Origin of the sequence: Ruegeria profundi, assembly GCF_001507545.1 — a bacterium.
GTDB lineage: Bacteria > Pseudomonadota > Alphaproteobacteria > Rhodobacterales > Rhodobacteraceae > Ruegeria > Ruegeria profundi.
Window position 1 is genome coordinate 167,951 of record NZ_LQBP01000008.1, and the last position, 20,499, is coordinate 188,449.

15 protein-coding genes and 1 pseudogene are annotated in these 20,499 nt (G+C 51.1%); 10 read left to right on the plus strand and 6 right to left on the minus strand.

Going from position 1 to position 20,499, the window contains the following annotated elements; all coding sequences use genetic code 11:
- Genes AVO44_RS15755 through AVO44_RS15765 form a run of 3 tightly spaced genes read right to left on the minus strand, consistent with a single transcriptional unit; the run spans position 1 to position 1,552 of the window.
- Complete coding sequence (locus AVO44_RS15755) at positions 1-228, minus strand: hypothetical protein (RefSeq protein WP_068338748.1); 228 nt, start codon at positions 226-228, stop codon at positions 1-3.
- Positions 225-683, minus strand: a complete 459-nt coding sequence (locus AVO44_RS15760; RefSeq protein ID WP_068338751.1) for a MarR family winged helix-turn-helix transcriptional regulator — start codon at positions 681-683, stop codon at positions 225-227. The genes AVO44_RS15755 and AVO44_RS15760 overlap by 4 nt, the downstream gene beginning before the upstream one ends.
- Entirely contained in the window at positions 680-1,552 is an 873-nt protein-coding gene (locus AVO44_RS15765) for a sterol desaturase family protein (protein ID WP_068338754.1), read from the minus strand. Before AVO44_RS15765 ends, AVO44_RS15760 begins: the two co-directional genes overlap by 4 nt.
- A gap of 74 nt (positions 1,553-1,626) precedes the next feature.
- Here AVO44_RS15765 and AVO44_RS15770 point away from each other — a divergent pair, with 74 nt between their 5' ends.
- The 8 genes and pseudogenes from AVO44_RS15770 to AVO44_RS21610 form a co-directional block, all read left to right on the plus strand.
- Positions 1,627-1,872: a hypothetical protein gene (locus AVO44_RS15770; RefSeq protein ID WP_068338756.1), complete on the plus strand. Its 246-nt coding sequence runs from the start codon at positions 1,627-1,629 to the stop codon at positions 1,870-1,872.
- Positions 1,865-2,308 (plus strand): hypothetical protein, encoded by a 444-nt coding sequence (locus tag AVO44_RS15775; protein WP_157770001.1) that lies wholly within the window; start codon positions 1,865-1,867, stop codon positions 2,306-2,308. Before AVO44_RS15770 ends, AVO44_RS15775 begins: the two co-directional genes overlap by 8 nt.
- Before the next feature lie 52 nt (positions 2,309-2,360).
- On the plus strand, positions 2,361-5,630 hold the full coding sequence (locus AVO44_RS15780) for an AAA domain-containing protein (RefSeq protein WP_205626551.1): 3,270 nt from the start codon (positions 2,361-2,363) through the stop codon (positions 5,628-5,630).
- On the plus strand, positions 5,599-7,137 hold the full coding sequence (locus AVO44_RS15785; protein WP_157770002.1) for a coiled-coil domain-containing protein: 1,539 nt from the start codon (positions 5,599-5,601) through the stop codon (positions 7,135-7,137). The genes AVO44_RS15780 and AVO44_RS15785 overlap by 32 nt, the downstream gene beginning before the upstream one ends.
- Positions 7,137-9,137 carry a hypothetical protein gene (locus AVO44_RS15790; protein WP_068338765.1) on the plus strand — a complete coding sequence of 667 codons (2,001 nt, stop codon included), beginning with the start codon at positions 7,137-7,139 and terminating at the stop codon, positions 9,135-9,137. The genes AVO44_RS15785 and AVO44_RS15790 overlap by 1 nt, the downstream gene beginning before the upstream one ends.
- The gene (locus tag AVO44_RS15795; RefSeq protein WP_068338767.1) at positions 9,134-10,633 is read left to right on the plus strand and encodes a DUF2357 domain-containing protein; all 1,500 of its coding nucleotides are present in this window, start codon (positions 9,134-9,136) and stop codon (positions 10,631-10,633) included. Before AVO44_RS15790 ends, AVO44_RS15795 begins: the two co-directional genes overlap by 4 nt.
- Complete coding sequence (locus AVO44_RS15805; RefSeq protein WP_157770003.1) at positions 10,630-12,984, plus strand: hypothetical protein; 2,355 nt, start codon at positions 10,630-10,632, stop codon at positions 12,982-12,984. Before AVO44_RS15795 ends, AVO44_RS15805 begins: the two co-directional genes overlap by 4 nt.
- A 51-nt stretch (positions 12,985-13,035) precedes the next feature.
- A pseudogene (locus tag AVO44_RS21610) lies at positions 13,036-13,098 on the plus strand (IS66 family insertion sequence element accessory protein TnpB); the annotation flags it as partial.
- Positions 13,099-13,637: 539 nt separating this feature from the next.
- On the opposite strand, the gene AVO44_RS15815 reads toward AVO44_RS21610, so the two are convergent.
- Positions 13,638-13,931 carry a tyrosine-type recombinase/integrase gene (locus tag AVO44_RS15815; protein ID WP_068338779.1) on the minus strand — a complete coding sequence of 98 codons (294 nt, stop codon included), beginning with the start codon at positions 13,929-13,931 and terminating at the stop codon, positions 13,638-13,640.
- A 673-nt stretch (positions 13,932-14,604) separates the two neighbouring features.
- Positions 14,605-16,404 (minus strand): inositol monophosphatase family protein, encoded by a 1,800-nt coding sequence (locus tag AVO44_RS20740; protein WP_082677520.1) that lies wholly within the window; start codon positions 16,402-16,404, stop codon positions 14,605-14,607.
- Between the two features lie 109 nt (positions 16,405-16,513).
- Between AVO44_RS20740 and AVO44_RS15825 the strand changes: the two genes are divergently transcribed.
- Positions 16,514-17,134 carry a recombinase family protein gene (locus AVO44_RS15825; protein ID WP_068338781.1) on the plus strand — a complete coding sequence of 207 codons (621 nt, stop codon included), beginning with the start codon at positions 16,514-16,516 and terminating at the stop codon, positions 17,132-17,134.
- Positions 17,135-17,743: 609 nt separating this feature from the next.
- Here AVO44_RS15825 and AVO44_RS15840 read toward each other — a convergent pair.
- Positions 17,744-18,997 carry a tetratricopeptide repeat protein gene (locus AVO44_RS15840; RefSeq protein ID WP_169794864.1) on the minus strand — a complete coding sequence of 418 codons (1,254 nt, stop codon included), beginning with the start codon at positions 18,995-18,997 and terminating at the stop codon, positions 17,744-17,746.
- Between the two features lie 589 nt (positions 18,998-19,586).
- Here AVO44_RS15840 and AVO44_RS15845 point away from each other — a divergent pair.
- Positions 19,587-20,138, plus strand: coding sequence for a transferrin-binding protein-like solute binding protein (locus AVO44_RS15845; protein WP_068338791.1), 552 nt, complete (start codon positions 19,587-19,589; stop codon positions 20,136-20,138).
- Positions 20,139-20,499 lie beyond the last annotated feature (361 nt).

Here is a 20,499-nt window from a genome sequence, read left to right on the forward strand (position 1 = left end):
TCAGGCGTCCCGGAACTTCGACAGGAAGCTGGGCAGGCCGATCAGCGATCCGACCGCGATTAGCAGAAGTTCCACCGCAATCGCGTGGCGGAACGTCATCTCCGGCTGGGCGAACAGTTCCACCGCCAGCGTGTTCCACGACCAGTGGACCGCAATGCCGCCGACGAGGATGGCAATCAGCGCCATGACGATGGTGCGACCGTGGCCCTTATTCTCGAAATTCATCATGTGCTTTCTCCTTGATTGATGAGGTGGTCCAGGGTTTGGTTCATGCGTGACAGGACATCAGACGTTTGTTCGATATCTGCCTGGCTGAGGGCCTCTGACAGGGCCCGCATCGGGGCCGCCTCACGCCGCCGGATTTCGGCGAAAACCTGGTCGCCCTTCGATGTCAGAAGATAGAGAACCGAGCGTTTGTGTTCCGGGTTCTCCGAGGCCTTGACCAATTCTTGGTCGAGAAGACCGTTGATCACCTTCTGCACGTGCTGGCGGGAAGTCCCACGCTCTTTGGCAAGGTCGGGAACAGTCCTGTGCGCATCTCGGGCGAGGCTTTCCATGACCGCCCGCATCGAGGGGTTCACATCCAGATCGGCGTTCAGGTTTTCGGCCAGGGATCGAAGCTGGTTGAAACATGTGCGGACCTCTCGGATCAGACGGGTCACTGTTTCGGGTTTAGCGGTCATGCAGCCTCCTTTCGGGTATCTTTGGTTCTTTCAGCGGCAGTCAGGTTCCGCCGCTTGATCCGGATCGGGGTGAACGGCAGGGCCAAGAGCCACAGCAGGGAGTTTGCCCGGCGATCCTGCACTTCCCGAAGTCCGATTTCCATCTCGCTCAAAGCGTCACCCTCTTTCAGGGTATGGGTGCGGAACACGTGGTCCCAGATCGACAGGGTGGCGCCGTAATTGCTGTCGGTTTCCCGATGGTCGGAGGAGTGGTGCACCCGGTGCATGTCGGGCGTAACGATCAACACGCGAAGCACCCGGTCCAGCCATTTCGGCAGCCGCACATTGGCATGTGTGAACACGTTCATGCCCGCATCGAACACCTCGTACAGCATTAGTGTCACCGGTGAGATGCCGAAGATCGCGATGGCGGTCAGCATGATCGGCAGGTTGATCAGGAATTCGATGGGGTGGAAGCGCACCGTGGTCGAGATGTCCAGGAATGTGTCGGAGTGATGCACCCGGTGGAACCGCCACAGGAACGGTATCTTGTGCATCGCCAGATGCGTCGCCCAGCTTGTGAAGCTGCGCACAAGGAACCCACCTGTCAGGGCCAGAATCGGATTGGTTTTGATCCAGTTGAACAACCCGACCCCGGCGTCCCGCATCCAGTCTGCAAAGACGACACCGGAGATGGGCAGGGCCCCGAGAACAGCGATGTTCAATACGGTCAGCCCGATATTCGCAGGCCAACGGCCAACACGCCCGGGCGGCTCATGGCTGCGTTCAACACTGGTTTCGAGCAGGCCGAAGATGATCAGCATACCGAAAAAGACGACATAGGTGATGGGCTCAACCTGGGCCCGCAGGAAGGAATCGAGGGCTTCCATGGTGATTCTCCTAAATTGACAACTATATTGTCATATAGTGGTTAGACAACCAGGTTGTCAAAAGAAAGACTCACTTGTTTACTCAGACCCACCTTTTGATCAGCGCAACACTGTGGGCCCGACCAGGCGCAAGGATTGCAACCATCGCAGGGTTTGCCGGTACTTTGTTCCCCGATTCCGATGTTTGGGTGATGTTCTTCGTCGAACGCCTGAACGGTTCGAAGGGTTGCGAGGTCTTCCACTATCGCTATTGGGAAGAGCTATGGGTCACCCTACAGTCGGTGTTGAACACGATACACACACGTGCCTCTATTGGCTGAAACTCACAACTCTGTGGCACCGTCGCACAAGTGGTATCAGCAATACTTCTATATCTCTCTGACGAAAATTGGATTGGAAAGAAAGATGATGGAAGCGAGTGAAATCGGGCGTGTCCAACTCCGGAACGAATATAGGGTAGACAAGGTTCCAAGTGGGTTCGTTGTATCGTCGGTGAATACTAAGGGTGAGATCTTCTCTCAATTATTCCAGCAATGCGTCGTTGACACCTGTATCTCCGTTCTTGGGGAGCGAGAGTGGAAAGTGGACGAAGCGGCCTTTGAACTGGCTGGTGTGGCAGAAGGAGAAGGTTGGCCATTTAGCTACGGCTACAAATTGAAGTTTTTTGTTCAAGGTTTGTTGGTCATTCTAGTCGCCTTGGGTCGAGCGGACTACGAAAAAGTTGGCAGGGCATTTATCTACCGAGGGCACGCTTAGGGTGCCGTAAGGTAAACCTCTTTGCCACATGGGTTGTGCTTGCCTGGCGTAGATGTCAAACCGAGACACGAAGAAACCTTCGTTTGGAATATGGCTGAGAATTAATTTTTTTCGCATCTTCGCAAAAGTTTCTATCAAAAAAGTGCATATGTCCTTCTCAATTAAGGAGTTGAAATCTTTGGGCATTGTCAAAAATACACTTGAGGCATTTCCAAGAGGCCGCACGACGAACGAACTCTTCGCATTGCTTGATGTTGACTTCAAAGCAAGCCGCAGAGAGGAAATTCGTGCGGAACTTTTGGCCTTGCAACAACAGGGTGCTGTTGTCCTTGGTCGCGATAAAAAGTGGCGTGCAATAAGTCGAGTTGGCGTTGCTCAGAATGCAGCAGGACAGCGCACACCGGCAGATACTCCGTTCATCGACTCTGATAAGCTTGTCGCGGCACCAGCGATATTTCAGAAGGAAGAAAGTCCAATCCTCGATGTGGAGCAAGACTCAAGCTCCGATCAGGCAATAGACCCAATTGCTCTGATAAAGTATTACCGCGCGGCTCTGCAAAGCGATCCTCGGGGTGCTTTAACGCAAGCTGACGACCGTCATGGAACTGCTTTCCAACTCGTTTGCGGCAATGGTAATCTCGTTCCTGATGAGAACGAAATCGGAGTCGTCCGAATAAGTTTGGAGAACCTTCCGGATAGCTTCCGTGAAGCTCTCTCTCGGCGAGACGCCAACGAAAAAACAATGGCAGTTGGCTGGCCGATTGCAGTTTCGAAGAAAAATGGCGCATCTGCTATCCAACCGGTTGGTTTAATCGCGGCAACTTGGGATAGAGATGACCGGTCATTGCAAGTACGCATCGACACTGACGACGTTATGGTCAACCCGGATTGGGTGAAGACACTTGCTCGGAATTCTGCCTGGTCAGAAGCCAAACTGTTCAAAGCTTTCACGGGGCAGGCGGGAACTGGGCTATCGAAAGACGCTTTTCTTGCGAAGGTAAAAGAAGCGGCGGCACGATTTGTTGTTGGAAAAATAACAGGACGAAATTTTGCAGCGACCCTCGATCCGAATGATGAGGGAATTTTCGATGCGATGGGTGTTTTCCTGCCTACCGAGACCTCATTCACGTCAGGTGCAGTCAGAGACTTAGATGTGATTGCGACCTGGGACAGCCAAAAAATATCTAGAACGGCGCTTGGCCAGGTTCTGGGGTTGCCTTACACGGGTGAGTTAAGATCGGCGGCACCGATAAATGTTGGGCCGCTTAATCATGAACAGATTCAAGCCACCGCAAACTCCTTAAGCACACCATTTTCCGTTGTGACGGGTCCACCGGGAACAGGTAAAAGCCAGACAATCGTTGCGATGGTTGCTTCTGAAATTCTACAAGGTGGGTCCGTCGTTGTCGCGTCAAAAAACCACCAAGCGTTGGATGCCGTTGAGGAACGGCTTTCGGAAATCGCGCCGAGCGTGAATTTCTACGTAAGGACTTTGGATCCTTCCCGCGATATCGATCAAGGAATGGTCGAAACAGTTGCAGAGCTTGTTCATGAACCAAGCAGGGGAACGGGAGAAGTCGATCCAAGTGTTGTTGCTAGTCTCGCCTCAGTATCGGAAAGGCGACAAGCGGCTCTGGAGCAAATTCGTCTTATTCGAAACCTGAACACCCGCTTAGCCGACACGGTCGAAAAAATTGATCTCTTGGGAAAAGAGAGCTCCAAAGAAGCAGATGCCGCTTCTGCGGAGCACAAATCCAGCTTATGGGCGCGTATTCTGGGATGGTTGTTCGGACGGGCAAAACTTGCCGCCAATTCATCCGGTTTGGACAACATTAGTGAGCTCAAACAGGATGTTTTAAGTTGCCGCAAGCAGCTGATGGAGATCGGCACTCCAGGAGACCCTGTCGTATTGACAGAAGAGACTGAGAGCTTGGCCAAAACGGTGATGCGCAGGCTATTGGCAAAACGCGCTGCTCTCACAGAAGATCAACGTATTTCGCTCTCAAATGAGCACGATGATCTGACTTTGCATGGCGGAGAAACCATGTCCCGCACAATCGCGCAAAGTGTTTTGGAACACCGTCCACTATGGTTGGCCTCCGTGCTTGGAGTACCGCGTCGCATACCGCTCTATGAAGGTTTGTTCGATCTAGTTGTCTTTGATGAAGCAAGTCAGTGCGACATTGCATCAGCGTTGCCACTTCTGGCGAGAGCAAAGCGCGCCGTGGTAGTAGGTGATGATCGACAACTTGCTTTCATACCTCAAATCGGTCTCAAACAAGACCGCAATTTGATGGCTTCGTACGGTCTTCCACCGCGGGGAACGGGTCGGTTTTCTCAGGGTCGAAAAAGCCTGTTCGATCTTTCTCGGAGTACACCCAATGTTCCCGCCGTCATGCTTCGCGACCAATATCGTTCCGCAGAAGACATCGTCGGTTACATAAACGATGCGTTCTACGGCGGAAAACTCAGAGTTTCTGCTGATTTAAGTCGGTTGAAACTGCCTAAGGGGCAAAAACCTGGCCTAGCTTGGACGGATGTTTCAGGTCCCGCCGTCGTATCGCATGGCTCACAAAATGTGAACATGAAGGAGGTTTCGGCGATTGTAAGTCATGTCGAGGCTTTGCTGACGAAAAACAGCTACGGGGGAAGTATCGGTGTTATCTCTCCGTTTAGATCGCAGGTTCAGGAATTGGATAAAGCTCTGCGCGAAAGGATACCCGCTGATCTCTTGCACGCCTCAGACCTGCGGGTTGGGACAGTCGATGGTTTCCAAGGACAGGAGCGAGACTTGATTCTGTTTTCGCCCACAGTTCATTCCAGGATTAGAAGCAGCGCTATAACGTTTATCCAGAGAGACTGGCGCAGGTTGAACGTTGCGATTAGTAGAGCCCGGGCTGTTGCGCACGTGTTTGGCGATCTCAACTTCGCGCAATCTGGGAAGATCAAGCAGCTTAGAACCTTAGCAGCGCGGGCGACGAGCCCAACGCGTCAAGGTGGCGAAGGTGTTTTTGACAGCGAGTGGGAACGGGTTGTTTTTCACGCTTTGAAAGCACGAGGGCTCGATCCTAGACCCCAATACCAGATTATGGGCCGCCGTCTCGACTTCGCTCTGTTTGGCGAAGGGGACATAAAGCTTGACCTCGAAATAGATGGGCGTCGCTGGCACCAGGATGCCGACGGCAATCGCAAACTTGATGACCATTGGCGCGATCACTTGATGCGCTCTGCCGGCTGGAAAATTCAGCGGTTTTGGGTCGATGAATTGAAACAAGATATGGAGGCGTGCCTTGACCTCGTCGAACGTGAACTCAGCAAATGAAACCTGGAGAAAGTCGCGAACATTCACCTTTATCGCTGCGGGAACTGGTTTGTTGTCCGCCGCTGCCTTCGGATTCTTGTTGTTTAAAATTAACACTCTGGAGAATGAGTATGGCGAGATCCGCGGCAACAAAGAGCGGATTCTGCGCGCGGTCGAAGACGCCCAGGAACAACATGCCGATCTGGCAGGTAAAATCAGCACCAGTCAAAGCGAACTTTCGAATTTGAAAGCAGAAGTAGCGCTGGCTGCTGCTGCTCGGCAAGATCTTGATAGTCTTAATGCCGCAGTGAATGAAGCCAAAGAAGCTTTGGCGGCACTATCGAAAGAGAAAACAGAAGCGGAGCGTTTGATTGCTGATCGAAACGCTGCGGAATCAGCCCTGAAGAAAGCCAAGTCATCTGAGCAGGAGATCTCTAGAAAGGTCGAAAAACTTCGCGATGAGTTGACCAAAGCAGAGGACGAGGCACGAGACGCACAGCGAAGAAGAGACGTTCTAAAAGACGAAGTCGCCAATTTTGAACAGATAAAAGATGATCTGGATGAGATTAATGCACAGCTGAATTCGAAACGAGCAGACCTGGATTATTTAGAAGCAGATCTTCAAGACACGAAAAAGAATTTGAGCGAGCGTGAAGCTGAAGCTGAGCAAGCTGAGCGCCGACTATCTAACGCGCAAGACGCACTTGCTTCACTTCGGCCACGATTGGAAAAGCTCGAAGAGGAGTTGTCTTCTGTACAAAATAAAAGGAACAAACAAGTTGCTCTGCTTGAAGGCTTAAATGCGGAAAGAACCGGCCTTGAAGAAAAGGTTCAGTCTTTACGCACTCAAGAAAGTAGGCTCCAAGAAATTTCAGAACAATTAGTGGCCAGTCAAGAGCAACTCGCACAGAGGCGCTTGGATCTTGAAACGGCCGAAAACAACAAAGATGATCTCGAAGCCCAAATTGCGTCTGTTCGATCCAATCTTAATACCGAGAGCGCCGATTTAACACGAGTGACCGGTGAATTGGCCGCCCTAAGGCAAAGCGTAAGCCTTTTGTCTGCGCAGGAAACGGAAGCAAAGCAACGGCTAACTGCTATCGAAACAGAACGGGATGGCGCAGCTCTCGCTCTCGAGGCGACTCGGAAAGACTTAGAAGGCAAGAAGGCTGAAGTCGTCGCCGAACTAGAACTACTTAGACAACGGCAAAGCGAACGCCTTGGCGAAGAAGCACGATTGAGCCACCTCAAAGTTCAAAGCCAAGCACTGTCTGAGATCCAAAAGGAACTTAGTCAACTTCTCAGCCAAAAAGAGAGTATCTTGAAAGAGAACAGCGAGTTGGAGGTCCAGAACAACCAACTGGGAGTTCAAAAACGCGAATTAGAAAGTGAAATTGCCCGACTAAAATCTGAGGCAGAGAATTTCAAACCTGCGTCTACCAGTGCAGTTCAGCCCGAGTTGTCAAATAACCAACTCGAGCAGTCACAATCCGATGAAATCGAAACGCCAGCCGAAGGAGTTAACTGATGGGTTCTCTATTACTTACTGTTATGGTCATTGGCTTTGGATTGCTCGCGCTGACAATTGTAATGGTAGTCGTTTCGGCGCGAGCTGATCAGGCCATCACGATAAAAGGTCCACTCGCGACCCTTGGTGAGCTAGAAGCGCAAATTCGCGGAAAGTCGACAACCTTAGACGACCTAGAAGCGGAGTTGGAAAAACGCCGAGGTGCAATTTCCAGCATTTCAGATATCCAAGCTGAAGTGGACAGTCTTTTACGTCAAAAGGACGAACTTCTTGCGGAATGGCAGCAGCTTGAGGAGCGACGCCAGGAAGTGCTCGCGATGCGGCAGGAAACTGAGGACGCCCAATCTGCACTTGCAGATGTGACGCGAGATTTGTCGGAAAAGTCCAGCGAGCTTGAAAAGGTCGAGGCTAGACTGAAACGTGCGGAAGAGCTGGTTGGTCAAATTTCGCAACTAGAAGAAGACCACAACCGCTTGGAGCAAACGGTTTCGAACCTGCGCGAAGAGCTGGCTAATCTCCAAACACTTAAGGCCCGTGAAGAAGAGCTTCGCGAAAAAATTGAGAAATTGGAGCGAGATATTACTCGCGTCGAGGCGGAAATTGAGGGCTTTGATCGGCGACGGGAAGAGGCAGAAGAGGCCGCTCGTATTGCAGAGTCGAGATTGGAAGAACTTAAAGCAGACTATACGGACGAGGCAGCTAGAGTTGCGTCGACTCAAACCGAATTGTCGCGAATGGAAGCGCAGCGTGCTGAACTTCTGGCACAAATTGAAACATACAAAGACAAAGCGGGAATTTCCGGAAACAAAAAGGCTGCTGATCCGCTTTGCGAACTTAACGCACTGCCTCCTGTTCTGAAAGACTTGAACACTTGGGATACGCATGCCCAAGAGCAAGAGAACGAAGCTTTGCATCGGGTTTCAAACCACATGAAAGCGCATGGGCTGGATTACCATACAAGGGTCATTCGGGCCTTCCACACAGCGATGAAAGTCAACGAGACTACGCAAATGGCAGTTTTGGCTGGGATTTCCGGGACCGGCAAAAGCCAATTGCCTCGTCGATATGCCCAAGCAATGGGCATTGGGTTTTTGCAAGTACCAGTCCAACCACGTTGGGATAGTCCACAGGATCTAATGGGCTTCTACAACTACATCGAAGGTCAATTCCGACCTACCGATTTGGCGCGCTCTTTGTACCATCTGGATGCGTTTAACGGTCCAGCGGAGAGCAGTGACTTACAAGATCGGATGATGCTTGTTCTTTTGGACGAAATGAACCTAGCAAGGGTTGAGTACTACTTCTCAGACTTTTTGAGCCGGCTGGAAAGCCGACCCGGCATAGATGAGACAAATAGGTCAGAGGCCCGGAAGGATGCCGAGCTTGAGCTAGACATTCCAATGCCCGAAGGTCAAACGACCCCAAGAATATTCCCTGGATATAATGTTCTGTTTGCCGGAACGATGAACGAAGACGAGAGTACTCAATCTCTGTCTGACAAAGTCGTGGACCGCGCAAATGTCATGCGATTTGCGGCCCCGAAATCGATTAAAGCAGGAACGCCTCAGGGAAAACCGGCTGACTCTAAGGCTCTCACACGCACACAGTGGCGAAAGTGGGTTCGTGGTATCAACGCCCTAGCGGAGGACCAATCGCGGGTTGAAATGCATGTCGAGAGAATGGTCGAATACATGACGAAACTTGGTCGTCCGTTTGGCCATCGTCTGGGCCGCTCAATTATGGCTTATGCAGCGAATTACCCGGAGGACAACGGTAGAAGAGACATCCAAACAGCTCTGGCCGATCAGGTCGAAATGCGCCTTCTGCCTAAGTTGCGCGGCATAGAGATGGAAAATGCGAGCACAGAGCTTCAAGAGCTATCCAACTATGTTGAGAGAGAACTGAGCGACCCAGTTTTGGCAGATGCAATCCGTCACTCGGCAGAAGTCGCAGAAGATGGGACGGGTCAGTTTACTTGGCGTGGGGTAACACGAGGATGAACCTTCTTCGCCGGCCATGGTCATTGAAAACTACTAATGCGCAAGAGGATGCCCTCGGGCCGAGCGACTGTTTGCTTGGTGACGCAAAGGTCGGCGAAGGCGGACGTTCCCTACATGCTCCCTTATTAAGTTGGGATGACAGAGAGCTTCGCCTATTTCCATATCCAAAATCCGGAACGGCTGAAAATCCGGTGAAAGTCACCGGATTACCAGCCAGGCCAAAGATTGGGCTTGAGCCAAAAACACCGGCGGAGGAAATCTCTGTTGCTGCGTCAGAACGCATGCACAGGGTGCTAGCAAGGATTGAAGAACTAGAGGCCGCGCTCGATGATCCCGAAAACCTGTGGACCCGTTTGCAAGAAGCTTGGAATCGCGCGGAAGACGAAAGTGACCCTAGGATGGCCGAGATCGTCCGGCAATCCATCGGGGTGAAGCCTTACTTGCAGGAACTAGAAAAGAAGATACGGCGAGTCCTGAGACGAAATCGAGAGTTGACGCCTTTGGATCGCGTCCAAGAGATGGATCGAGCTTCAATGCTCTGGATGGTTAGGCAACCCGGAACAACGACTGCGGAAAGAGCGGGCGCAGATCAACGCATTTTGGCTATTGCACGCCACGAAAACTTCGACACTCTGGAAAATCGCGTTTTGCACTCGTACCTGCGTTTGGCTTCCCACTTTGCGAGGCAATGGATGCGGGAGCATCGACGCGCTGAAAATAGTAAACGCTATCGGGATGTTGAAGCATACTCGAGGTTGTGCCGGCGTTTGTCGCGCGAATTAAACCAGCTTGGTGTCAGTGTCGCGGAACCAGGTGTTACGGCGAATTATGTTTTGCTGGAAAATCGAGCCTACAGAGCAGTGAACGAGGCGTGGCTTCGACTTCTCAGGCAAGACAAAGCTGAAGATGAACTGTGGGCCTGGCAAGCGCAAAGCTGGACAGACTTCTGTGTTCTTGCCGTGACACTGGCGCTGCATGGATTGAAAGAAACTAAGCTTCTCGCTCAAGCGCCCCTTGTTTGGTTGGATGAAGCAATTCAGGGTCGTCGATTTCTACATGACAGACCCTTGGCGGTTTTCTGGCTGCAAGAAAGCGGGTTGATCGTGGAGGTCCAAGCCCGGCCTGAGGCTGTAACATCCATTCAATTTGGAGCTAAGGCGCACGTTTGGTTGAGAATTACCGATCTTAAATCAGATGAATTCGAGCGGCGCGTCCCCGTTTGGACGCCAAACCCATTTGAACGGATGTCACCAGGCGACGAGGCGAGGAATGCTGCAATTTTGATTGAAGCACTTCGAAAGAAAGCCAGCCAGGAGGTCATCCGGGAAGGCTTAATTTTGATGCCAGCCCATGGAGAGTTTGAGAACTCAGAAATCTCAATTGGTGCAAGCAGGGTCTGCGCGATTGCTCTCGACGCCCGTGGTGAAACACTGAAGGAAGGAAAAGCGGCTCTTGCTGACTTTGTCCGCTCGTGTTTTCAGGAGTCGTCAAATTGAGAAAACTAGTAGGATATGACCTCAATGGGTGGAATGACTTCGGTGCTAAAAACTGGTTGGAAGTGCCGGGTCAAGAGACGATTGAAAACACAGAACAACTGGTTCGCGGCGGCATCGGTGGTGTCGTCGTCAGGGTCGATGATGCATCACCTGAAGCAGAAATTATCGGTGGTATGCAGGCTCTCAGATCGCCTCATGGACGTGGACCCGGTTGGGGAAAAGTCGGAAGTGCGGATCGGCGCCTCTCAGTAAGATCCATGATCGACAATGCACCAGAATTCGAGCTTGAATTAGCGGGGTCTTTGTCGGCCATGGCTTCCGCTCGAAAAGCTACGGTAGTTCTCGCAATTCCCGACCTGCCAAATCTCGACGAAGAAAAACAAGAAGCGCTTTTGTCCAGCCTTCGGAAGTTGAGACCGGGGCGCAGACTGTTGGTTTGGCGATCTGTCCTCGCCGTAATTGCTGGCTTAAGCGATGAAATGTCTCAAAGATGGACAGAAGGGCAAACCATTGGAGTGATTGGGCACCATGCAAAGGGCCTGTCAGTGCAAGTTTTGAAGTTAAGACGAGAGGAAAAATTTGCGCCAGAGCGTAAACGCGTTGGTGAGCTAATCGAGTGTGGTTTAGGAATGGACTCACTGCTGGATCAAGCTTCCGCGTCCTTAACGGAGAAATGTGAGAACCCTCGCCGCTCGGATCATGTCGTTGCGTCCAACTTGCCATGTCAGCTTGCTGTTGAGGGAACTTGCGACGTTGAGCCCTTGAGGCTTTGGAACGGAAGATGGGAAATCATTGAACCTCCAAAGAGCTTTTTACCAGCTACGGGAGACGTTCCTTCAAAACTGGTCCAAGCGCTGGCTGGATGCGATCACTTGTTGTTCGAAACTCCAACAACAGGACAAATTCGCAATCTTATTATTGGCAAAATACAAGACGCGTTAGGGCGCGAAGTCCAAGCTTTGAAACCCGAAGCGGTGGCTTTGGGAGCATTGGAAGCTGCCCGACGGTTGTCGGAAAACGACCCGGTTTATTACGACTTCCTGCCTCAGATTTCCACCATTGTTCAAAACGCGGATGGAGCGGCGAATTATGACCTCATTCCTCCGGATGCTCTGTTGCCGGCGGGGCAGTCATACCAAAGCGACAGGCCAGCTCGCCTTGGCTTAGTTGCTGGCACCGACGAGATCAAAGTACATTTGAAGAAACAAACGGATTCAACACCTCGTAGAGCCGTTGTTCCGCTCGCGAATCCACCACAGACAAACACACCTGTTGAGCTTCATTTGCAGCAAACGCCCGCTGCTGGCCGCGCAAGACTCACATTGGTCTCCGAGGGGTTTGCAAGCCCCTTGGTTGTTGACTGGGGGCATGCTGAGCAGCTTGATCAAACATGGGAGGAGGTTATCGAATGTTTGGAGCCAGAGAAACCGTCGGTGCCCAACCGGCTGGTCCTACCGTGCGGCTCTGACAATTGGTTTGAGACTGAGCGTAGTTACGGCTTGATTGAGCTCCTTGAAGACAATTTGGATCAGCGAATACCTGACTGGGAAACGCTAGCTAGCAAAGTGTCGATGCGACCTTTCGGAAAGTATTCTGTTTCAAGCGACGGTGACCTTCCAAAGGGCATCCCCGACACAGCTCTAACTCTTCTCGACAAAGCTATAGAGCGTGCGGAACAAGATGTCCGTGCGCGTCTAAATGGCGACGGAACCGACGAAAACCAATCTCTGCGCTTTCTGACCTGGCTGTTCAAAAGATGCCCAGATTGGGTTGTTCCAAACCTGCTAGAAGCTTTGGATTCTCCAGTTAGACAACACCCATTTATTCTTGCTCCCGGAAGCAGATCACTGATGCTTCAAGGAATTGGGCGAACGGCTACTAACCCTTTACATCAGCGGCAGGCTTTTGATCATTTGCTGTCACTTCCTAAGGAGCGCTGGAAGAAAGACCAGATGGCCTGCGCTGCATTTTTGCTGTCGAGAAATGACAACGCACCCATGCTTCTTGATCGCAAAGAAGTGGACTTCATCGCGTCGGTTGCTGAAGCCAAGGTTCGTGAGGCCGTCGGCAAAGACTTTTCAACGGCTTACTCCTACGGCCCATTCCTTTTGGTTGGTTTGTTGCGATGGCGTCTAAACGATCCATGGGCTTTGGTAGCAGGACGTGATCCGGTGGCCGATAACCTTCTTGCCGCAACGGAATTGCTCGCAGCGCATCTTAGCCAGCTAAAGAAAAGCGATCCACGCTTGGAAAAATACTTCGTAATTCTCACTCAAGTCTGTGAAGAACTAGAAGGCAAAGGCAGCAACCCAGACATTCTCGTTGATTTGCAGAGTTTCGCGGGAAACTGAATCGAACGAGTTTCACAAGCGGGCGCAAAGCGTGAACTCATGTTTCAAAGCGGTGATCTGTTGAAGATCATCTGGTGGGATGCCCAAGGCAAATGCCTGTTCAGCAAACGGCTTTAGAATGGCCGTTTTGTGTGGCCCGCAGCAAAGGACGGTAAAAGTCTCCTTGAAGTTCCTCCCTCAGTTATTGAATAAGAAGGGATGAAAATCCCCCAAACAGAGGGATTCCTTCTTTCTGTCTCTCAACTTTTTACCTTGTAGACTTATCGAGAAGGGGTAAGTTTCTGCACTCCGCTTCCGACGCAGAAATAACCAAATGGGAGAACGCGAGTGCGTTTTACGAATCCATACTGGGAGCGGTTGGGGACCATGACACTGTCACCATTTCTCGCTGAGGAAGGCGCAAACATCGGCAAGGCACGGAATACGACGAGGAATAGATGCAAGCACTTTGGTACAATTTCGTAGTCCGACGCAAAGATGGCTCGATAGATATCCATAAAGACGCCTATCTGCACCGAGATGATGCGCTTCGCGCTCTCAAGGGCAAGTATGAGGACAAAAATGTAGTCTTGGTAATTGAGGGGGACCCAGACGTAATCTACCCTGCCGGCATTGATAAGGTGAAGTGCTAGGGAAGTGAGGTGGTCAGGCAATCAGGCTGAGTAAATCAGCTTCGAGATGCCTTTACGTTTCTGATCGAGACTGGGTCCGGCGCTATACAGGCCAAAAGTGATGGCCCGGTTCTCATGGCCCAAAATATATTTCGTGATCTCTTCCGGGATATTCGAGTGCTGGAGTTGTGTCACAACTGTTTTGCGGATGCTATGGAAGCACCATTTAGAATCGTCGAAGCCCATCCGTTTCTTTAGCCGACCAAACCGCTTGCCATAAATATCTTCGAGCGGAGTGTTCAGCAAGTACACCATGAGCGACGGCTCCAGACCCATGTCGATGAGAAGCTAAAGTGTTACTTTGGGCACACCTCGTTCTCGACAATGCAGAATGATGTGGGAGCGGCGGAATAGATGTGTCCGTGGTCTCAATTTGAGCATCTCGACCGCAGTAGTTTCGATATCGTTCACTTCTATCAATAAACCATCCGGTCGCTTGTCGCATCGCTGCCCCCAGAACGGTTTCGCCTTTTATTTCTACCAGAGTGAGATTTGTTGACTCTGCCCAATCATAGGCATCTTGGCTGTATGTGATCACATTCATCGAAGACCTCCTATTGAGGATTAACGTTGATCTCACCCGTACGTCAGAACGTTTGATGTTTCTATGCAAACCATTTGGGAGAGGACTAAACAACACTAACGTCTAACGCCTTGTCAGTGGCGGGTTACTTTAGATCGGTTTTCAGAAAATGCTCTGAAGTGCGCCTTCCAATAGGACTTTTGCTTTTTTCCTTTCAATTGAATGAACTGCCATCTCTCTGGCCAATCCCTGCATAGCTAGAAACAAAGCCTCGCTCAGCCCAATGTTGTTCGACTTTGCCGCCAGTACCGCCGCCTAAATGTATCAATCAATTTTTATTTTCAGCAAGGTTTGACTCTGCTTGTTTAGGTTCTTGAAGTCATTCATGGATTAGTCCTCCTGCTTTTGTTCAATTTGGATATGCAGTCAAACTGCATCTTGATTACCCGCCGCACCTGCAACCAACAACGCCTCGGCAAGGTCGAGCGCGTCGTCCGGCCAATAGGTTTTGGGTCGTGGGTGATGGATGTCATCCGCGTCAACCGGTCGGCAGGTGAGAATGGCATTTCGCCATTGTAAAGGTATGGCATCCCGTCCGTGCAAAGCCCCCAGAAGAGCGCCGCAAATAGCAGCATTAGTATCGGTGTCTCCGCCACAAGCGACGGTGCTGACAATCGCGTCCCGAAGTGACTGTTTGGACATTAAACAATAGAATGCGTTCTGAAATGCCGTTAGGACCCAGCCCATTTGATGTTGGAACTCGATGGGACGTTGCGTTCGCGCCGTCAAAAGCCGGTCGCGTACAATAGCCGCGCCCCCATTCTGACCCGCATTTGCATACGCGGAAGACCACATGTCTTCCTTACTCCCTCCTGCCACACCCGTAGACACCGCCGCAGCAAATGCGGCATTAGCGGCCTTGGTCACCTCATTCGGATGGGTGAGAGAAGCATCTTGGCGTGCGATCTCTGCGGCCAGCGCAGGCGTTCCACATGCAAAGACCCCAATAGGGCTCACCCGCATCAATGCCCCGTTTGCCTGGCTATCAGAGGCGACGAAGCCACCTTGTGCCAGCGCAGATATCGCACTGCTGGTTGTGATTCCAATGTCGAAGGGCCGAGAATCCCGCCATTCGATGTAGGCATTCGCCACGTGATCTCTGTCGAAACGATCCATCGCGCACAGGCTCCGGGCCAGTGCCAAAGCCATTTCACTGTCATCAGTGGGTTGGCCAGCAATCAAGTTCCAGGTTCCGCCGTCCAAAAGACTGTCGACACCACCCGGGTGCCTGCGGGCAATTGTCTCTGCCTCCTGAAATTCCACGAATGAGCCCAACGCGTCGCCTGCCAATTGTCCCAACAAGACACCATGTGCGCGCGAGAGACTAGCGGGCAGATTTATGCGTTTGCGGGGAACGGCAGGGTTGCGAGCGGATTTCGGGTGCGCTTCCATTTGAGCGCCGGACAATTCGCGCACCAAAGCTCCCGCGCCTGCGACAACACCATCGAAGGAGGTCTGACTGTAGTCGATAGGACTTCCGTTCCTCTGCGTGATAACCTTTCCAGCGCCAATCAGAAGAGCGTGTCCGCCAGCAATATCCCAAGAAGACAGCCCGCCAACCAAACTCATGGCAGCATCGAGCTCTCCTACAGCTGCGAGCGCCAATCTGTAGGCAGGGCTAGGCAGAGTGCGCACGCGGACCCCTTTCAGGCTAACATGATTGGCAAATGCATAATCCGCGGCATCGGCATTCAATCCGACGATTGGTTTGTCGTTGGAGGGCGCAAGTTTGATTACCAGCCCATTGCGTGTCAGGTCGCCTCCTTTTGCCCACGCAATCAGATCGCCTGCATCATCCGGAGCTGTGGGCGCATACACGACGCCTAATACGGGCATGTTGTTTTCAAGCAGCGCTACGGACACAGCGGAACCGCGCAAGCCCTTCATGAAGTCCGCCGTCCCGTCATGAGGATCAATCACCCAAGTCAGTGACCCGTCGATCAATGAGCTTTCGGTCTCTTCTCCAAGCCAGCTTGCCGGCTGAAGACGCATTAGATTTGTTTTCAAAAAAGTTTCAACTTCGGTGTCGACAGTGGCCTTGTGAAGGGTTCCGCGCGGTCTATCTGGTCGATGAAACTCGGCTCGGATCATTGCGCCAGCCGTTTTTACCAACTGAATGATAGCTGGAAGCTTTTCAGAAATCGGGTATTCGCTCCTATTTGACATTGAGGGTTCTCCGTGGATTCTTTCGATTGACGCCAACTTAACCAATCCTCAGACCTGATTTAGGATCCCTCGGGATTTTGCGGATTTCAAATGTTTGGGAGTGTAACGCTTGGAAAACGCTGTAGGTTTCTATTGGACGCTACCGGTTACATGGGCGCAGTTTAAAGAATTGCCCAAAGATGTAGAAGCTGCGGCCACTGCCAGTAAAACCATTCGCTACCAGATGGAGCTGATCCGCCGATACGCGAAAGAGCACAGCTACAATCTGATTCGTGAAGAGGTTTTTCTCGAAATTGAACCGGACAGGGGCAGCATTCACATTCAATCAGCTCTTAATTCCATTGAGCACATGTGTCGAACCGACAGTGCAACCGTACTTGTCGTCGATTTTTCTGTTGTGAAGAACTGGCGTCGGAATGGGTTCATGGACGAATGGTTTGAAAACACTGACATGCCAATTTTACGCATCCCACCAGATCCGCTCCAGACATCTGAATGGTCTTTCGATCCTGACCAGCATTTTGGCGATTGGCGCAAGCGCCAATCGGACTGGATGAGCTCCAAGCACAAACGAGAAGAGTTTGCACTGCGTCGAAGCTTGGAGCTTCAGAAAACCGGTCTGAGCGTGAACGCGATAGCCGAACAATTGAATAGGGAGGAAACTCCTTCGCCGACAGGGAAACCGTGGCGCGAGAGCAATCTCAGGGCCTTCTTGAAAAGGCAAGAGTGACTAATCGAAGCCTGCAAAGCAAGAGGTAGCCAACAATGCTGCGCTACAAGCGATTTGCGTGTCTCGCTATTTTGATCACTAGATACAGGGTTTGGAACACGTAATCGGTATGCTCAGCTGACTTGACGTAAGATGCGGCACCAGTCGCAAGAATATGGAAAATCGCGATCTGCTGCCAAGCATTCCATACGGACATCACGCGAGAAGCGTGCCAGTATCGAATGAGCAGCCTCATCTGACTGGTCCAAGTCGATTGTTTGTGCATGATTGGCCTTGGTTCCATCGGAATGATTGCTTCCGGCGCGGGAGGCCTCATTGCGCAACTGCAAGCCCCAGTCCTAATGAACACGGTAGGTCTTCTTCGCGTTGATCTCCCAGCTCTACCAGAGCAACAGCAAATGAACGCGCCGATACCCAAACCTTACATGTGTCTCACAAATCTCCTTGATTGGAGGCGCGTGGCGACACGCTATGCCCGTTGCCCAAAGGTCCTCTTCTCAGCCATAGCTATCGCGGCAGCTGTCGTCTATTGGTTATGAACCCTGACCCTAATGTGATCAGCATCGCAACCGCAATCTGCAATCAGTACTTTTAGCTCAGGCAGGTTGCCTAGAACCGGCGCTCCACCCCGGCATTAAATTTGTTCTCGCTGTAGCTAAAGGCATCTATTTCTGATTTCGTTTGAGAGTATTCAAACTCAACGAATGGTGAGAACCCGTTGGCAAAGAAAACGTCGTTTTTCTCCACCCGTATGGAAGTGCCAATGGTCGTTTCGTCGGGGTCACCAGTAAGCAGGGGGTTTCTTTCCCTATAGCTCTTTTCGTAGAAATATATGCTCGGTGAAATAGTTAGCCCGTAGCGAGCATTGAAGCTGCCGAACAGGCGAATCCCACGCCTGATGTAGTTCTCAAAACTGTTGTCTACGTTCTTGTCCTCTAGTAGCAGGCTTACGCCTACAACGTTTCGGCCAGAAACTGACCTCCGAAAACCCAGTTCCGCTACAGTCTCGTAGCCATCGAGAGCCTCAGACTTCTTATTGTGTAAGTCCGCTACGCTCAAGAAGCCAAACAAAGCCCCACCGACTAGCCCGCGGCGCTCAAAGGCGACTTCCCAAGCATTGCGGTTCTCAAAAATTTCACCAGCCAATATTCTGGTAGAAATAACCGGGGCGACTGAAACTGTCGTGCGAGGGGAAAGTAGTCGAAGGCCAACACGGCTTAGCAATTGGTAGTCGTCATATCGAGAAGTTCTTGCTTCCTTCAGGTCGAACGACACTGCCGCAAACGCCACAGTTTCCAAGGTGTCGAAACTATTCTTGATCGGCTTTCTGAAATTTGCACCTCCAGTAAGCCGTAGGCCCAACTCCTTTGATTTCTCACGTTGCAGTGTAAAGGGAAGATGAGCCCCTCCAAAATCGAGATAGATCTGATCAGTGTCATATGAGCGCGTATCACCGACGGAAGAAACACCAATACTCAAGTCCCAATCAAATCCCCTGCGAGCATCAATTGCCCTGATGTAATCAAGAACTCGAATACGTACAGGTTCTGGCAGGTCACTCGATAGAACTCGGAAAAATTCACTTCTTGACCTCTCCCACTGTTTGTTCAGAAAGTACGCTCTCGCAAGTTCAAGGCGAACACGGACAAGCGATGGGTCTTCTGCAAGTATGAGTAGAAAATGCTTCGCAGCTAAACTAGGATTCCCATTTCTTAGGTATTCCATTCCGAGAAGAAAAGAGTTCTCGATTCTGGGGTCGCCATCTGTTCCTTCTGTGGCTTCCGATGCAACTACCGAGCTGCTTATGCAGAGCAATAAGGCGGTTGCCAGAAAGAATATTAAACCTAATAGGATCGTGCGCATTTCCCTGAGCATTAGAGCCTTTTCTCATTTCTCATTTGATTGACATATTATTTTATATAGATTTGAAAAAAGCCGAAATACCATATCAAGTATTCAAAAAAAACTATGTAAAATCAACGTAGTGACGAAAATACAACTTATACAAGTTTGATTTCCTTTTAGTATCGTAAGTATCTTATTGTTAGTAGACAGGGTATCGACACCCTAATAACAGGTGCTTCACCGTTAAACATTAAAAGAGGGGTATGCAATGGTTTCTACTTCGTTGCGTCTGTTATCTAAAACAATAATTTTACTCGCGCTCGCCGCGTGTTCTAGTGGGGGTGGTGGTTCAAGTTCAACTGGCTCCTCAACTCAGCCGTTTACAGGCTTTTCCAATCTTCCTGCTGACGGGTCCAGACAACTGGAAGGGCAGTCGGTCTCTGCCTCATATACAGCGGACCTGAGTACAGGAGATGTCGCGGTTAGTAATCTGTCTGGTCCTGGCGCCAGCACAGCGACTATTACAACTCGGAATGGGAACGTTGTCGCGTTCGGTGCTAGTGGTCCCGGTACGTCTGTAAATTTCGATTCCAGGAGCGGAGACACTTTGAGTTCCCAGTCTGGTATTCTTGGGGCGGAAACGGCTAATCAGCAAAACTTTGCAGTATTTGTTGATCCGGTTGCGCAAGGCTACGAATATCAAACCTATGGTGCGTGGATCACTGGGTATGGAACCGGTTCTGGCAAGGTTGGGGCAGGTTCATTTGGAACGAAGACAGCCGCGGCAAATGTCCCCAGCGGAAAATCCGCGACATACAATGGGGCAAGTGTAGGCGTGGCCCGCCGTGCTGATGGTCAACCATATGTGACAAGTTCTGACGTATCGGTTTCAACTGACTTTTCGACGGTAAGTGTTGCGAGCACTGGTACTCAAGCTGTCAATGTGAACACTGGAGCAATAAGTTCAGCGTCAGAGCTTGATTTTACCGGAACTGGTAGCGTTTCGGGGGGAACCTTCACTGCAAACGTAGCTGGGTCAGATACCAGCGGTCGCGTAGATGGTCTGTTCTATGGACGTCAAGCAAATGAAGTTGGTGGTACGTTCCAAACGACGGGTCCTAGTGGTGTTGCTCATGCCGGCTCATTTGGCGGCATTTAAGTTTCAAAAAAGTATGGCGCAACACTTGCGCTATACTCATAATCTTTTGGCCTCTGAAAACATAGGCTCACGAAAGATTCCCAACAATTATCGCACTGGCTCGCTAGTAAACGTGGTCGGGTCACAAGGATCAGACGCCATACACCGCCCCGTCAGCGACTTCGGCCAAGGTGGCCGACGGGGGCAACATTGTAGGGTGGAGATACAGAAAGGTTAGGACTTCGGTAACGGAGCCGTCCCAATCAAGCTGTTTTTCGCAGAATAGCGATCAATCGTCGCGCTGCGTTGACTGGGCATACGGAGAAAATTTCCCGGCCTTCAATCGCCGTTTAAAGGCCCGCTTACTTTGTCCCTTGGTAAA

What these genes read in the sequence shown, in the direction of transcription:
- AVO44_RS15755 (WP_068338748.1), bottom strand. Translation starts at nt 228, where the DNA reads ATGATGAATTTCGAGAATAAGGGCCACGGTCGCACCATCGTCATGGCG.
- AVO44_RS15760 (WP_068338751.1), bottom strand. Translation starts at nt 683, where the DNA reads ATGACCGCTAAACCCGAAACAGTGACCCGTCTGATCCGAGAGGTCCGC.
- AVO44_RS15765 (WP_068338754.1), bottom strand. Translation starts at nt 1,552, where the DNA reads ATGGAAGCCCTCGATTCCTTCCTGCGGGCCCAGGTTGAGCCCATCACC.
- AVO44_RS15780 (WP_205626551.1), top strand. Translation starts at nt 2,361, where the DNA reads ATGTCAAACCGAGACACGAAGAAACCTTCGTTTGGAATATGGCTGAGA.
- AVO44_RS15790 (WP_068338765.1), top strand. Translation starts at nt 7,137, where the DNA reads ATGGGTTCTCTATTACTTACTGTTATGGTCATTGGCTTTGGATTGCTC.
- AVO44_RS15795 (WP_068338767.1), top strand. Translation starts at nt 9,134, where the DNA reads ATGAACCTTCTTCGCCGGCCATGGTCATTGAAAACTACTAATGCGCAA.
- AVO44_RS15815 (WP_068338779.1), bottom strand. Translation starts at nt 13,931, where the DNA reads ATGGGTCTGGAGCCGTCGCTCATGGTGTACTTGCTGAACACTCCGCTC.
- AVO44_RS20740 (WP_082677520.1), bottom strand. Translation starts at nt 16,404, where the DNA reads ATGTCAAATAGGAGCGAATACCCGATTTCTGAAAAGCTTCCAGCTATC.
- AVO44_RS15840 (WP_169794864.1), bottom strand. Translation starts at nt 18,997, where the DNA reads ATGCGCACGATCCTATTAGGTTTAATATTCTTTCTGGCAACCGCCTTA.